Source organism: Provencibacterium massiliense (assembly GCF_900169495.1).
Taxonomy (GTDB): domain Bacteria; phylum Bacillota; class Clostridia; order Oscillospirales; family Ruminococcaceae; genus Harryflintia; species Harryflintia acetispora.
The window spans coordinates 542,689-556,113 of sequence record NZ_FWCH01000012.1 but is presented as its reverse complement, the minus strand read 5'-3'; the positions used below and the strand labels follow the sequence as shown (position 1 = coordinate 556,113).

The 13,425-nt window shown below is 61.5% G+C and carries 22 protein-coding genes and 1 other annotated feature; of the genes, 21 read left to right on the top strand and 1 reads right to left on the bottom strand.

Annotation, left to right across the window (positions count from 1 at the left end):
• Positions 1 to 3: 3 nt before the first annotated feature.
• On the bottom strand, positions 4 to 1,674 hold the full coding sequence (ilvB, locus tag B5477_RS07800; protein WP_079699151.1) for a biosynthetic-type acetolactate synthase large subunit: 1,671 nt from the start codon (positions 1,672 to 1,674) through the stop codon (positions 4 to 6).
• A gap of 47 nt (positions 1,675 to 1,721) precedes the next feature.
• Positions 1,722 to 1,978, bottom strand: a binding site (T-box leader).
• A gap of 150 nt (positions 1,979 to 2,128) precedes the next feature.
• Between ilvB and B5477_RS07795 the strand changes: the two genes are divergently transcribed.
• The 21 genes from B5477_RS07795 to B5477_RS15210 all read left to right on the top strand — a co-directional run bounded on the left by B5477_RS07795 (position 2,129) and on the right by B5477_RS15210 (position 13,422).
• Positions 2,129 to 2,371 (top strand): helix-turn-helix domain-containing protein, encoded by a 243-nt coding sequence (locus tag B5477_RS07795; protein WP_079699150.1) that lies wholly within the window; start codon positions 2,129 to 2,131, stop codon positions 2,369 to 2,371.
• A 44-nt stretch (positions 2,372 to 2,415) separates the two neighbouring features.
• Positions 2,416 to 2,622: a hypothetical protein gene (locus B5477_RS07790; RefSeq protein ID WP_079699149.1), complete on the top strand. Its 207-nt coding sequence runs from the start codon at positions 2,416 to 2,418 to the stop codon at positions 2,620 to 2,622.
• 11 nt (positions 2,623 to 2,633) lie between these two features.
• Positions 2,634 to 2,837, top strand: a complete 204-nt coding sequence (locus tag B5477_RS07785) for a hypothetical protein (protein WP_079699148.1) — start codon at positions 2,634 to 2,636, stop codon at positions 2,835 to 2,837.
• Between the two features lie 14 nt (positions 2,838 to 2,851).
• Complete coding sequence (locus B5477_RS07780; protein WP_079699147.1) at positions 2,852 to 3,439, top strand: hypothetical protein; 588 nt, start codon at positions 2,852 to 2,854, stop codon at positions 3,437 to 3,439.
• Between the two features lie 12 nt (positions 3,440 to 3,451).
• The gene (locus B5477_RS07775; protein ID WP_143533568.1) at positions 3,452 to 4,141 is read left to right on the top strand and encodes a lytic transglycosylase domain-containing protein; all 690 of its coding nucleotides are present in this window, start codon (positions 3,452 to 3,454) and stop codon (positions 4,139 to 4,141) included.
• Between the two features lie 97 nt (positions 4,142 to 4,238).
• Positions 4,239 to 4,739, top strand: a complete 501-nt coding sequence (locus tag B5477_RS07770) for a hypothetical protein (protein WP_079699145.1) — start codon at positions 4,239 to 4,241, stop codon at positions 4,737 to 4,739.
• A gap of 12 nt (positions 4,740 to 4,751) precedes the next feature.
• On the top strand, positions 4,752 to 5,978 hold the full coding sequence (locus B5477_RS07765) for a DUF2800 domain-containing protein (protein ID WP_079699144.1): 1,227 nt from the start codon (positions 4,752 to 4,754) through the stop codon (positions 5,976 to 5,978).
• Positions 5,979 to 6,194: a hypothetical protein gene (locus B5477_RS07760; protein WP_079699143.1), complete on the top strand. Its 216-nt coding sequence runs from the start codon at positions 5,979 to 5,981 to the stop codon at positions 6,192 to 6,194.
• Positions 6,187 to 6,765 carry a hypothetical protein gene (locus B5477_RS07755; protein ID WP_079699142.1) on the top strand — a complete coding sequence of 193 codons (579 nt, stop codon included), beginning with the start codon at positions 6,187 to 6,189 and terminating at the stop codon, positions 6,763 to 6,765. Before B5477_RS07760 ends, B5477_RS07755 begins: the two co-directional genes overlap by 8 nt.
• A gap of 44 nt (positions 6,766 to 6,809) precedes the next feature.
• Positions 6,810 to 7,526 carry a DUF2815 family protein gene (locus tag B5477_RS07750; RefSeq protein WP_143533567.1) on the top strand — a complete coding sequence of 239 codons (717 nt, stop codon included), beginning with the start codon at positions 6,810 to 6,812 and terminating at the stop codon, positions 7,524 to 7,526.
• A gap of 12 nt (positions 7,527 to 7,538) precedes the next feature.
• Entirely contained in the window at positions 7,539 to 9,527 is a 1,989-nt protein-coding gene (locus tag B5477_RS07745; protein WP_079699141.1) for a DNA polymerase, read from the top strand.
• Between the two features lie 27 nt (positions 9,528 to 9,554).
• A complete protein-coding gene (locus B5477_RS07740) occupies positions 9,555 to 10,328 on the top strand; it encodes a DNA adenine methylase (protein ID WP_143533566.1) in 774 nt (257 codons plus the stop codon).
• Positions 10,322 to 10,513: a hypothetical protein gene (locus B5477_RS07735; RefSeq protein WP_159448968.1), complete on the top strand. Its 192-nt coding sequence runs from the start codon at positions 10,322 to 10,324 to the stop codon at positions 10,511 to 10,513. Before B5477_RS07740 ends, B5477_RS07735 begins: the two co-directional genes overlap by 7 nt.
• A gap of 42 nt (positions 10,514 to 10,555) precedes the next feature.
• Entirely contained in the window at positions 10,556 to 11,194 is a 639-nt protein-coding gene (thyX, locus tag B5477_RS07730) for an FAD-dependent thymidylate synthase (protein ID WP_079699138.1), read from the top strand.
• A complete protein-coding gene (locus B5477_RS07725; protein WP_079699137.1) occupies positions 11,181 to 11,483 on the top strand; it encodes a DUF6378 domain-containing protein in 303 nt (100 codons plus the stop codon). The genes thyX and B5477_RS07725 overlap by 14 nt, the downstream gene beginning before the upstream one ends.
• Positions 11,484 to 11,488: 5 nt before the next feature.
• Positions 11,489 to 11,725, top strand: coding sequence for a hypothetical protein (locus B5477_RS07720; protein WP_079699136.1), 237 nt, complete (start codon positions 11,489 to 11,491; stop codon positions 11,723 to 11,725).
• 40 nt (positions 11,726 to 11,765) lie between these two features.
• On the top strand, positions 11,766 to 12,020 hold the full coding sequence (locus tag B5477_RS07715) for a hypothetical protein (RefSeq protein ID WP_079699135.1): 255 nt from the start codon (positions 11,766 to 11,768) through the stop codon (positions 12,018 to 12,020).
• Positions 12,021 to 12,032: 12 nt separating this feature from the next.
• Positions 12,033 to 12,233 carry a hypothetical protein gene (locus tag B5477_RS07710; protein ID WP_079699134.1) on the top strand — a complete coding sequence of 67 codons (201 nt, stop codon included), beginning with the start codon at positions 12,033 to 12,035 and terminating at the stop codon, positions 12,231 to 12,233.
• Positions 12,226 to 12,615, top strand: coding sequence for a hypothetical protein (locus tag B5477_RS07705; RefSeq protein WP_079699133.1), 390 nt, complete (start codon positions 12,226 to 12,228; stop codon positions 12,613 to 12,615). The genes B5477_RS07710 and B5477_RS07705 overlap by 8 nt, the downstream gene beginning before the upstream one ends.
• The gene (locus tag B5477_RS07700; RefSeq protein ID WP_079699132.1) at positions 12,605 to 12,814 is read left to right on the top strand and encodes a hypothetical protein; all 210 of its coding nucleotides are present in this window, start codon (positions 12,605 to 12,607) and stop codon (positions 12,812 to 12,814) included. The genes B5477_RS07705 and B5477_RS07700 overlap by 11 nt, the downstream gene beginning before the upstream one ends.
• Positions 12,811 to 13,422 carry a nucleoside triphosphate pyrophosphohydrolase family protein gene (locus tag B5477_RS15210; RefSeq protein ID WP_187138718.1) on the top strand — a complete coding sequence of 204 codons (612 nt, stop codon included), beginning with the start codon at positions 12,811 to 12,813 and terminating at the stop codon, positions 13,420 to 13,422. The genes B5477_RS07700 and B5477_RS15210 overlap by 4 nt, the downstream gene beginning before the upstream one ends.
• Positions 13,423 to 13,425: the final 3 nt, after the last annotated feature.

Genomic DNA, 13,425 nt, shown 5'->3' with positions numbered 1-13,425 from the left:
CTCCTACATTTCCAGGATGATGTCCTCGACCGGCGCGCCGGCGGGGACCATGGGCAGGACGTTCTGGTCCATGTCGATCAGGCAGTTGACCAGCACCGGACCCTTCTCCCCGAGCGCCTGGCGCAGCACCGGTTCGATCTGTGCGCGCTCTGCGATGGTATAGGCAGGCACGCCGTAGGCCTTGGCGAGCAGCTCGTAATCCACCGGCTTTTCCAGGGTGGTGTGGGAGAAGCGGTTTTCATAAAAGAGCTTCTGCCACTGGCGCACCATCCCCAGCACGCCGTTGTTGAGGATCAGCTCGATAAGCGGAATGTTGTACCGCGCGGCGGTGGAAAGCTCGTTGGCGTTCATCAAAAAGCTGCCGTCCCCCGCGATGTTGACCACTTGCTTATGGGGATTTGCGAGCTGCGCGCCCATCGCGGCGCCCAGGCCAAAGCCCATGGTGCCGAGCCCTCCCGAGGTGATGAACTGCCGGGGCCGGCGAAAGCGGTAAAACTGCGCCGCCCACATTTGATGCTGTCCCACCTCGGTGGTCAGGATGGCCTCCGAACCGGTCAGCGCATCCAGCGTCTCAAGCAGCTCCTTGGGGGTGACGGCGTCCGGGTGCGGCGCGCTCTGGACGAGGGGATATTCCCGCTGCCACCGGGTGATCCGTGCCATCCAGTCCCCATGCTCCCGCTGCGGGAGCGCCGGGAGCAGCGCGGCGAGGATTTCCCTGGCGTTCCCCCGCAGGCGCAAAGCGGCGTCCACATTCTTGCCGAATTCGGCCGTGTCGATGTCGATATGCAAAACCTTGCAGTTTTTGGCGAACAGCCCCGCGTTGCAGGTCACCCGGTCGGAAAAGCGGGTGCCGATGGCCACGAGCAGGTCGCACTCGTGCAGCGCCAGCGCCGCCGTCTTGGTGCCGTGCATGCCGAGCATCCCGACGTAGCGCCCGTCGTATTGGTCATACCCTCCCTGGCACATCAGCGAGCAGGCCACCGGCGCGTCGAGCGCCGCCGCCAGGCGGTGAAGCTCCCCGGCCGCCTCGGACAGGATCACCCCACCCCCCGCGTAGATGAAGGGGCGCTCGCTATGCATGAGCAGCTCGAGCGCCGCTTTCATGCGCCGCTCGCTCGGCATGGGGGTATCCTCGGGCGGGAGGGGCTCCCGCCCCGTGTATTCGCACTCGGCGGCGGTGACGTCCTTGGGGATGTCGATCAGCACCGGGCCCTTGCGCCCGCTCTGGGCGATGGCAAAGGCCTCGCGCACGGTGTCCGCCAGATCCCCGACCTCGCGCACCAGGAAATTGTGCTTGGTGACGGGCATGGTGATCCCGGTGATGTCCACCTCCTGGAAGCTGTCCAGCCCCAGCAGGGGCCGCGCTACGTTCCCGGTGATGGCGACCATCGGCACCGAATCCATATAGGCGGTGGCAAGGCCGGTGACCAGGTTGGTAGCGCCGGGGCCGGAGGTGGCGATACATACCCCCGTCTTCCCGCTCGAACGCGCGTAACCGTCCGCGGCGTGGGCCGCGCCCTGTTCATGCGCGGTGCGGATGTGGCGAATCCGGTCGGCGTACTGGTAGAGCGCGTCGTAGATGTTGAGCACCGCACCGCCCGGGTACCCAAACACCGTGTCGACCTGCTGCTCAAGCAGGCATTCCAGCAAGATTTCTGCGCCGGTGAGCTTCATATGAATAAGCCTCCTTATTTGATGCAATATAAAAAGCCTTCGTCTCATTTAGAGACGAAGGCTGATCCTCCGTGGTACCACTCTAATTCACCGTCCTCCCGAAAGGGAGAACGATCTCTTAGTCGCGCATCCAACAATGCGCTCCCCAGATAACGGCGGGGTACCGGATCTGCTTACTCCAAAGCCTGTTTCAGCTGTCTGCTCCAGGGTGATTTCACAGCGGCTCCCGTCGCCGCCTCGCACCAACCGGCGGCTCTCTGAAAACGGGTGTATGCCCCTGCGGCGTCCCTATCGTCGCATTTTCATATTGTTGTATATTTTATTCCTCACCCGTCGGTTTGTCAAGAATTTTTTTGGCACCCACTACACTTAGTTTGCAGGGTCCAGATTGTAAAATCTGGCACCCGGCAAGCTAAGTTTTTTTTATGCCCGCAAGCAGAAAAGAGGTGAGAACATGGCGAGCTACGCTTTCGCAACGCTCCAGGCCCGGCAGGCGCTCCAGGAGCTTTGGGAGCAAGGCAAAACGGTCAAAGACATGGCGGAGGCCCTTGATGTGCCGCTGTCCACGCTCTACACGGAACTGCGCCGGGGCCGTTCTGGGGTCCGCCTCCCGGACCAGCGATTGCAGTATGATGCTTCCCTTGCCCAGCTCAGGATGCAGCAGGAACTTGAGCGGAGGGGAAAGCAGAGCCGCTGAGGCCATACCTGTCACCGCTTTTCACAAATCAAAGGAGGCACAACATGAAACCCATTATTTTGAGGACCCGGACCAGCACCGATGAGTGCATCGGCACCGTCCGGCTCACCCCGGAGGCGGAGAAAGTGGTCCGGCGGCTCCGTTTCAAGACCGGCCTGCCCATCCGTCAAATTGTGTCTGAAATCATCGTCCAGGCGGAAAACCTCATCGACATCTCCGGGGACGATGATGAGGACGAAACCGACCAGTAAGGAGGGCCAGCATGTACGAGTACAAGTATAGCATCGGCGTGCGGCACAAATCCACCGGCGAAAAGCTCAAACTTGAGGTTTGGGCTGAGGATGTGGACGCCGCCACCCACAAGCTGACCGGCACCCTCATTGGCCCGGAATGTGAGTACATCTGGACCGGCTCCGGCCCCATCTACGAAAACAACCAGCTCATCCGCCGTGAAAAGAAAGACTGAGGAGGACATCACCAATGAAAACCGCTGTTCAGAACATCGCCCCCGGCAAGGTCATTGATTACCACGGGGAGCCCTGCCTGGTGCTGGAGCACCGCAAGGACGGCACCCTGCTGCTCCACCTGGAGCAGATGACCCACGCCTTTGGCAGCACCAACAACTTTGCCGCCAGCTCCCTGCGGGCCCACCTCAATGGCCCCTACCTGCGGAGCCTCACGGACGGCAACCCCGATGAGGTCATCACCCGCACCGTGGACCTCACCGCCCTCAACGGCTCCACGGAGTATGGCACCTGTGACTGCAAGGTGGCCCCGCTGACCCTGGACGAGCTCCGCAAGTACCATGACATCCTGCCCCTGCCGGAGCGCTTTGAGTGGTCCGTGACGCCCTGGAGCACCCCCAAGGTCAATGAGGATGACACATGGGTCATGGGGCTGAACTCCGACGGCAGTGTCAGCAACGGCTACTGCAGCAGCTCCGGCGGGTCCCGCCCCGCTTTCCTCATTTCCTCCTCCCTCACCGTGGAGGCTGAGGACACCAACCCCCTGGAGCAGTACACCGTCCGAGAGCTGGCGGAGGAGCTTTTCCGCCGCATCGGCAACTAAGGGGTGAGCTCCGTGACCACCCATGAGATTGGCCAGAGAGCCCCAAGCCGCCATGCCCGGCGCAAGCGCCGCCGCAACTATGGCCCGGTCATCATCCTGGCGCTGGTGTGCGCCGCCATTTTCGCCGCCGGTTACTGCGTGGGGGTGAGCGCCGCTGACAAAGCGGTGCCCACCCTCCCGGAGCCGGTCCTGGAGAGCACCGCCACCCCGGAGCCCTCAGCAGAGCCCAGCGTGGCCCCCACGCCCAGCCCCACCCCGGAGGCGGTGCTCTGGCGGGATGACATCGTGACGGACGGCAACCTCCTGGACTATGACCTCCAGGTGACCATGCAGGCCTGCTGTGAGGAGTACGGCGTCCCATACGCCCTGGCGCTGGCCGTGGCCGATGTGGAAAGCCGCTTTGACCCGGATGCCGCCAGCAGCACCAATGACTATGGCCTCATGCAAATCAACCAGGTCAACCATGGGTGGCTCCTGGAGCAAGGGATTGACCCCATGACGCCCGCCGGAAACATTGAGGCCGGTGTCCTGTTCCTGTCCGACTACCTCACCGCCTACGGGGACCCGGAGCTGGCTGTCATGGCCTACAACTGCGGCCCCTCCGGCGCTCAAAACCTGTGGGCCGCCGGGACATACTCCACCGACCACTCCCGCAAGGTCATGGACCGCTTTGACTACTGGACAAGCGTTTTGGAGGACTGAGCCATGCCCTACTACTGGACCTGCCCCTATTGCGGGGCCAACCTGGACCCCGGAGAAAAATGTGACTGCAAAGACAACGAAAAGGAGGATGACATCCATGATGGAAATGAAAATCACCGTTGAGGCTCCCGATCTGGCCGCCTCTATCCTCAAGCTGGCGGAGGCCATTGCCTCCGGCCCGGACCCCAGCATCTTGACCCCGGATGAGCCCCTGCCGGTGGCCAGCTATCCCACCGCCCCGGCACCGGCCCCTGCGCCCGCTCCTGCGGCCCCTGTGAGCCCTGCGCCGGTCACCCCTACCCAGACCCCTACCCCTGCGGCCCCTGTGGCGGCCCCCAACCCCGCTCCTGCGCCGGCTGCTGGCCAGACATCTGCCGTCCCTGGTAACACCCCGGCCCCCACCGTGCCCGTGGCGGGAGCCCCCACCTACACCCTGGACCAAATCTCCCGTGCCGGGGCCTCCCTGGTGGATGCCGGGAAGATGCAGCAGCTTTTGGAGCTGCTGGGCCGCTACGGTGTGCAGGCCGTCACCCAGCTCCAGCCGGAGCAGTACGGCGCTTTCGCCACCGAGCTCCGGGCCCTGGGCGCTCAGATTTAAGAAGGTACTACCATGCCCCCTGTCAAACATGCCTTGCTTTCGGCGTCCTCCGCCTCCCGCTGGCTGGTATGCACGGCGGCCCCTCGCTTTGAGGAGGGCCTGCCGGAGAGCACCAGCGAGTATGCGGAGGAGGGCCGCCTGGCCCACGCCATTGGTGAGCTCAAGGTCACCAAGAAATGCACCCCCATGAGCACCCGGACCTACAACACCCGGCTCAACAAGCTCAAAAAGGACCCCCTCTACACCCCGGAGATGGACAAGACCACGGACCTCTACCTGGAACATATCACGGAGCAGGTCATGGCTTATGACACCGCCCCCACCGTGGCCGTGGAGGTCCAGGTGGACTTTTCGGACTATGTGCCGGAGGGCTTTGGTACCTGTGACTGCTGCATCATCGGCGGTGACCTCCTCAGCATCGTGGACTACAAGCACGGCAAGGGCGTCCCCGTGTCCGCCGTGGGCAATCCCCAAATGCGGCTTTACGCCCTGGGCGCTCTCCACCGCTATGCCCCCGTGTTCGGGGACACCATCAAGCGGGTCCGCATGACCATTGACCAACCCCAGCTTGACAGCTACACCACGGATGAAATCACCGTTGAGGAGCTGCGGGCCTGGGGCGAGAGCATCAAGCCCATTGCCCAGAAAGCCTTTTCCGGCCTGGGGGAGTTTGTCCCCGGCGACCATTGCCGCTTTTGCCGTGGCAAGGCCCAATGCCGGGCCCGTGCCAACATCAACACCGCCCTGGAGGACTTCAAGGACTGCGTGCCTGCCGGAGCCTGGAACGAAAAGGCGGAGGCCTTTGTTTCCGCTGGCGGCGTGGTGAACGGCGCACCGCCCCCGCTCCTCACGGATGCTGAGATTGGTGACCTGCTGGAGCGTGGGGCCCACCTGGTCCAATGGTACAAGGACCTGGAGGCCTACGCCACGGAGGCCCTGCTGGCGGGCAAGGAAATCCCCGGCTGGAAACTGGTGGCGGGCCGGAGCATCCGCACCTTTACCGACCAGGACGCCGCCATCCAGGCCGTCATTGCCGCCGGTTATGATGAGGCCCTGGTGTATGACCGCAAGCCCAAGACCCTCTCCGAGCTGGAGAAACTCATGGGCAAGGCCGAATTTGCGGAGAAGATTGGCGGCTATGTGACCAAGCCCCTGGGCAAGCCCACCCTTGCCCCTGCCTCCGACAAGCGGGAGGCATACAGCCCCGCCGCTGCGGACTTCGCCAGAGTGGGGGCCTAAATGAAACGGCTTTTAGCAAAGCTCACTATCTTCATTCTGGTGTATGTGCTCATGCTCATCATCGTCACGCTCTGCTGGGTGGGCGCTGAGTATGTGATTGAGGGCGTGGTCCACACCAGTAAAGTTGACGGCTATGTGGCCGGTATTCTTTCCTGTCAACTCACATTTGAACTTTTCCGTTTAGACAAAGAATTGGGGCGAGAAAAAGATGCTTAAATACAACGCCTGTGCCCACGCCCGGCCCGGCCTCCGCCCGTTTGTCCCGCTGGACTGCAAAGACCATGACCCGGTTTTCCCTGTGGCCCTGTGCTGCACCCGGTCCGTGCAGTACAAGGTGGCGGAGCCCAGGAGCTACATTTCCGCCCTGCCAGATCGGGACCGCTGTGAGAGCTGCCCCATGTTCACTGACCCGGACACCCTGGTCCACGTCCAGGCGGACACTTTCCGGGCGGACATCTACCTGGACCGGCTCTGTGACATGACCATCCCCAACACCCGCAAGCTATTCAAGCTGATGCACCGCTGGGACTTCGACAACCGGCAGGCCATTGACCGGCTGACCGCCCACCTGGAGCAAGCCATCCAGGAGAGTGAGGACGCCTGGAAACTGGCCTCCAGGGAGTTTACAGACGGCTGGCGCAAGGTGAGCAACCCCAAGAGCCGCCACCCCGCCGTGGTGGAAACCCTCAAAAACAACAACCGGCTGACCCGCAAGGTCAAGGCCGCCAAAGCCCGGCATGAGCGCTGGGTGAAAATCAAGGCGCTATGGGCGGACACCGCCCTTTGATACGCAACACACAAGGCAATCTATCAAAAAGGAGAACAAAGACTATGTATCAGAATGACCCCATGAAAGTGCTGACCGGCGAGGTCCGCCTGTCCTACTGCAATCTGACCGCCCCCAGAGCCGCCAAGCAGGGCGGCGAGCCCAAGTTTTCCGTCACCATCCTCATCCCCAAGACGGACAACGCCACCAAGGCCGACATTGACGCCGCCATCCAGGCCGCCGCCCAGGAGGCCTTGACCAAGGTGTGGAATGGTGCCCGCCCCCCGGTGCTCAAGGTGCCCATCCATGACGGTGATGGTGTCCGGCCCTCCGGCGTCCCCTTTGGCGATGAGTGCAAGGGCCATTGGGTGCTGACCGCCTCCACCAAGAACAAGCCCCAGGTGGTGGGCATCGACAACATCAACTGTGAGCTGGCCCCCTCTGATATTTACAGCGGGATGTATGGCCGGGTCACCATCCGCTTTTTCGGCTACTCCAACAGCGGCAATAAGGGCATCGGCTGCGGCCTGGGCAATGTCCTCAAGACCCGTGACGGGGAGCCCTTGAGCGGCCAGGCCTCCGCCGCCTCCGACTTTGCCGGGATTGGCGGCGCTCCCGCCGCTCCGGCCACTCCCAACTATGGGGCGGCAATGCCCGCTACTCCTGGCGCTTATGGTGTAGCTCCGGCGGTCCCCGGCTATGGTGCCGCCCCCACTCCCGCCAACACCCCGCCCTGGAACGGCAACAACGGCATCAACCCCATCACTGGCCAGCCCATGTAAGGAGGCCCCGTCATGCACCATCTCAGCATTGACCTTGAAACCTACTCCAGCGTGCCGCTGGCAAAGGCCGGTGCCCAGAAGTACATCCAGAGCCCGGACTTTGAAATCCTGCTCTTTGCGTTCAGCGTGGATGGTGCGCCTGTTCAAATCATTGACCTGGCACGGGGGGAGCGGCTCCCCCCGTGGCTGGTCCAGGCCATCACCAGCCCGGAATACATCAAGCACGCCTACAACGCCCCCTTTGAGTGGGGCTGTCTGTCCAAGTACATGGGCACCCTGCCGCCGGACCAATGGCGCTGCACCATGTTCCACGGCCTCTATTGTGGCTACACGGCAGGCCTGGACGCCACCGGCAAGGCCCTGGGGCTCCCCCAGGACAAGCAAAAGCTCAACACCGGCAAGGCCCTCATCCGTTATTTCTGCGTCCCCTGCAAGCCCTCCAAGGCCAACGGCCAGCGGAGCCGCAACCTGCCCCAGCATGACCCCGCCAAATGGGAGCTTTTCAAAGAATACTGCAAGCAGGATGTGGTCACCGAGATGGAGATTGAAAAGCGGTTGTCCGCTTTCCCCGTCCCGGATTGGGTGCAAAAGCAATGGGAAACGGACCTCATCATCAACGCCAGGGGCGTGGCCGTGGACCTGGAGCTGGTCACTGGGGCCCTCTCTCTGGGGGACACCGTGCGCCAGACCCTCATGGCGGAGGCCATGCAGCTCTCCGGCCTGTCTAACCCCAACAGCGTGGCCCAGCTCACCACCTGGCTCCAGGAGGAGATTGGTGAGGAGCTGGCCGATCTGAGAAAGGACACGGTGGCCCGCCTGCTGGGCCGGGACGATAACAGCCCCCAGGTGAGCCGGATGCTGGAAATCCGGCAAGAGCTGGGCAAGACCTCCACCAAGAAGTATGACGCCATTGAGGCCGCCGTCTGCGAGGACGGACGGGTCCGGGGCCTGCTCCAATTCTACGGGGCGAACAGGACCGGGCGGTGGGCCGGGAGGCTGGTGCAGGTGCAAAACCTGCCCCGGACCTACACGGAGCCGCTGGACCTGGCCCGTGAGCTGGTCAAGGGCCGCAAGCTGGATGCCCTCCGGCTCATCTATGGGAGCGTGCCAGACACCCTCAGCCAGCTCATCCGCACGGCCTTTGTGGCCCCGGAGGGGCATGTGCTGATTGACGCCGACTTTTCCGCCATTGAGGCCCGTGTCATCTCATGGCTGGCCAAGGAGCAATGGCGGCTGGAGGTGTTCCGCACCCACGGCAAAATCTATGAGGCATCCGCCTCTCAAATGTTCGGCGTCCCCCTGGAGCTCATCAAGAAAGGCCGCCCGGAGTACGCCCTCCGCCAAAAGGGCAAGGTGGCAGAGCTGGCCCTGGGCTACCAGGGCAGCACCGGGGCCCTCATCACCATGGGAGCCCTGGACATGGGGCTCACCGAGGAGGAGCTGCCGGACATCGTGAGCCGCTGGCGGGAGGCCAACAAGCGCATCCGTGACCTGTGGTATTCCATGGACAATGCCGCCGTCCAGGTCATCACCGAGGGCGGCAGCGTGGGCGTCAACGGCCTGCTGCTGACCCGTGAGTATGACTATGACAACGGCGTGGACTGCCTGACCATCCGGCTCCCCTCTAACCGCAAGCTCTACTATATCAGCCCCAGCATTGGCCAGAACGAGTGGGGGCGGCCCTCCATCTCCTACATGGGCATGGACCAGAAAACCAAGCGGTGGAAACGCATTGAAACCTACGGCGGCAAGCTGGTGGAGAACTGCGTGCAGGCCATTGCCCGTGACTGCCTGGCCGCATCCATTGACCGGCTGGAGGCTGCCGGGCTCCCGGTGGTGTTCCATGTGCATGATGAGGTGGTCATTGATGTGGCTCCCTGGGACACGGAGGACACCATGCTCTCCACCGTCTGCTCCATCATGGGGGAGCCGGTGCCCTGGGCCCCGGACCTGCCCCTCAAAGCCGCCGGGTGGGTGGGCTACTACTTCACCAAAGACTGAGGAAAGGATTGATTGCCAGTGCAGTATATGGGCGGAAAAAGCCGGATTGCCCGGCAGATTGCGGAGTTTATCAATGAGATACCAAGGAGGAAAGTCCAGAATTGCCAAGCCCCTGGCCCAGATAATCACGACTACGGCGGGGGGGGGACTGACTGCTTTGTTAGCCTCTTTTGCGGCAGTTGTGCCGTGGAAAGTAAGGTGCAGGGCTTTTCCCGCAAGATACTCAATGACCGCCATAAATACCTCATTGCCATGCTCCAGGGCGTCCAAAACGGCTACAACCTGCCGGAAAGCATCACCCCGGAGGAGTACCGCTACATACGGGACCACAAGGATGAGGACCCAGCTCTGGCCGGTTTTGTGGGCTTTGGGTGCAGCTTTGGCGGCAAATGGTTTGGAGGCTACGCCAGAAACGCCTCCGGCACCAACTATGCCCTGCAAAGCAAACGCTCACTGCTCAAGGACATGGCCACCCTGCAAGACGCCCACTTTGTATGTGAGGACTACCGCCGGGTGTGCATCCCGCCTGGGGCCGTGATTTATGCAGACCCGCCCTACAACAACACCACGGGGTACAGCGGGGAACGCTTTGACAGCTCTGAATTTTGGCGGGCCATGCGGCTCCTGGCAGACACCGGCCACACCGTATTTGTGAGTGAACAGGAGGCCCCGCCTGGGATTGAGTGCATCTGGGAAAAGCCGTTTACCCGCACCCTGGACCGTAACAAGGGCAATCAATTCACCGTCACCGAAAAGCTATTTTATTTACCAGCAAGGAGGCACGGACCATGCACATGGTAAACGATAAAGGCGAGGCCGTCTATTACAACCTGGTCCGCAAGAACAACAAGGACTACTGGCTGGTGCAGGGCATCGGCTCCACCGTTGTCTACGGACGGGACCGGGAGCGCCGCAAGAGCCGCCATTTTACCCAGGAGCAGCAGGCGGAGCGCTACCTTGCCCGGCATGGTTTCCGGGCCGATTGACCGCCGTTTTTTCCGGCGGAAAAAATATAAAGGAGAAACACAATGAAAATCATCTCTCCCAGCTTTGAAATTCTCACCCCGCTGGACGGCCAGGCTATCCTCAAACACATTGAGCTGTGCGGGCGGGTGTGCTACAAGTCGGAGGACAAAATCACCGACACCAGCGCCGCCACCTTTGTGGCCAGCATCATCAAGCGAGGCCATGAGGCCGTGCTGGAGCACTATGACATCACCGTCAAGTTTATCTGTGACCGGGGCGTGTCCCATGAGCTGGTCCGGCACCGTCTGGCATCCTACTGCCAGGAGAGCACCCGCTACTGCAACTACTCCAAGGACGGCTTTGGCGGGGAAATCACCATCATCAAGCCCATCTTTTTGGTGGAGGGGACGCCGGGCTGGGACATCTGGAGGGACGCCTGCCGCTGCGCTGAGGATGCCTATTTTGATATGCTCAACTTTGGCTGCACGCCCCAGGAGGCCCGGTCCGTACTGCCCAACAGCCTCAAGACGGAGGTGGTGATGACCGCCAACCTCCGGGAATGGCGGCATTTTTTCAAGCTCCGCACGGCTCCGGCGGCCCACCCCCAGATGAGAGAGCTGGCCGTCCCGCTGCTCCACCAGATGCAGGAGCTTGTCCCCGTGGTGTTTGATGACCTGGAGGTGCACCATGAAAAGAGCTGAAATACTGGAGGCCGCCCGTGTCTGTGTCTGCGGAGAGCGTGAGCGGGACTATGGCACCCCGGAGAACAACTTTGAAACCATCGGCCTGCTGTGGGGTGTCTACCTCCGGGCGGCCCACCCGGAGCTGACCAAGGTCATGGCCGTCAACCACATCACCCCCAAGGATGTGGCCGCCATGATGGGGCTGCTCAAGGTGGCCCGGATTGCTACCGGCTCCAGCCCGGACAGCTTTGTGGACCTGGCCGGTTATGCGGCCTGTGCCGGTGAGATTGCCACCAAGGAGGTGTAGACACCATGAAAATGGACCAGGTGGCCTCATCTCAAAACGATGAGTTTTACACCCCGGAATATGCCATCAAGCCCATTCTCAAATATCTCAAAATGCCCTGCGTGGTGTGGTGCCCCTTTGATACTGCGGAAAGCAACTTTGTCAAGATGCTCCAGCGCTATGCTGCCTGCGGCGTGTCGGTGGTCCACACCCACATTGAAACAGGCGGGGACTTTTTCAGTATAGACCCCCCCCCGATGTGACTACATCATAAGCAACCCACCCTATTCCGTAAAGGGCCCTGTGCTCCAGCGGCTTTTCCAGATTGACAAGCCTTTTGCCATGCTGGTGGGCGTGGTGGGCCTCTTTGAAAGCCAAGAACGCTTTGAGATGTTCCGGGACAACCCCTTTGAAATCATGTACTTAAACCGCCGTGTAGCCTATTTCAAAGACTACGCCGAACAGAAACCCTCACTCAACCCGCCCTTTAGCAGCGTGTATGTGTGCCACAACATGCTCCCGGAGCGCATTGTGTTTGAGGAAATCGAAAAGAGATAGGAGGCTTTGACCATGGCCAAGAACAAGAAACGCCGCCGCCCGCTGCCCAAGACCTGTGACCCCAACGTGTGTGACCATTGCATGTATCTGGGAGAGGGTGACTTTGTGTGTGACCTCCACGGCCTGGGGCCGGAGGAAACTGTCTTTGTGATGGAGGATTGGGAGCCGACTGAGCATTTCCTCCAGTGCCGCCGTGAGGCCCGCCATGAATAGGCAGGAACGGCGCAAGCTGAAAAAGCAGGGCGTCCAGGTGCCCAAGGACCCCAGCATCAACATCAAGCTCTCTGATCTGGGCCGGGGCATTATGACCCCGGCCATGGAGAGCGCCATGATGCACGAAATAAACCAACAATGCCTTGAGGCGGACGCCCGCTTTTCCCTTGACCTGGACACCATGGTGCTCTGGACCCTGTTCCAGCACTATGGCTGGAGGGAAAAGCGGCTCCATGACTTCTACCTGGCAATGGCCAGGGAACACCGCCGGATGAGGGAGTATTACCAGATGGATGACCTCTACCCGGAGCGCTACAAGCTCAAGGAAAAAGGCATTGACGTTGAAAAATGGCAAGAGGAGGTGCTGCGAGATGACCCCTAAACCCTGGGAAAACGGTGAGGGCTACCCTGACCCCACCGCATACAACGCCCTGCGGCCTATCATGCAGGAGGACGCCGCCCTGGAGGGAAAGGTCAATTTTCTCATCAAGGTGCTCAAGTTTATCATTGCGGAAAGTGGCTTTGAGCTGCTGGCCCGCATCGAAATCAAGGACAAAAAGACCGGGAGGTGTTTTAGATGAAAGCCATTGCCATCGACTTTGACGGCTGCCTGTGTGATAACGCATACCCGGCGATCGGCGCTCCCCATTGGGGCGTCATCGCCAGGGCCAAGATGGAACAGGAGGCCGGTGCTGGCCTCATCCTCTGGACCTGCCGGGAGGGCCAACTGCTCCAGGAGGCCGTGGCCGCCTGCGAAAGCTGGGGGCTTCACTTTGACGCCATCAATGAGAGCCTGCCATCCTGGATTGCAGCCTTTAACAACGCTCCCCGCAAGGTGGGGGCCAGTGAGTATTGGGATGACCGGGCGGTGCCCATGGGCGGAGAGCAGGAGGTCAACCAAGTCATTGAGGCCATCGGCCTGCCCGCCGTGCTGGAGCAATGCGCCGAGGAGCTGGCTGAACTGACCCAGGCGGCGCTCAAAATGGCCAGAAAGCTCCGGGGTGAAAATCCCACGCCGATGACACACGCCCAAGCGGCGGAGCATCTGCATGAGGAGCTGGGAGATGTCCGCCTGTGCCTCAAGGTCCTGGATGTCGCCGTGGGCGGAGATAACACCACCGCCGTGGAGGCGGAAAAGCTCCGGCGCTGGCTGGACCGATTGACCCCGGAACGAGAAAAACCAGAGTAAGAG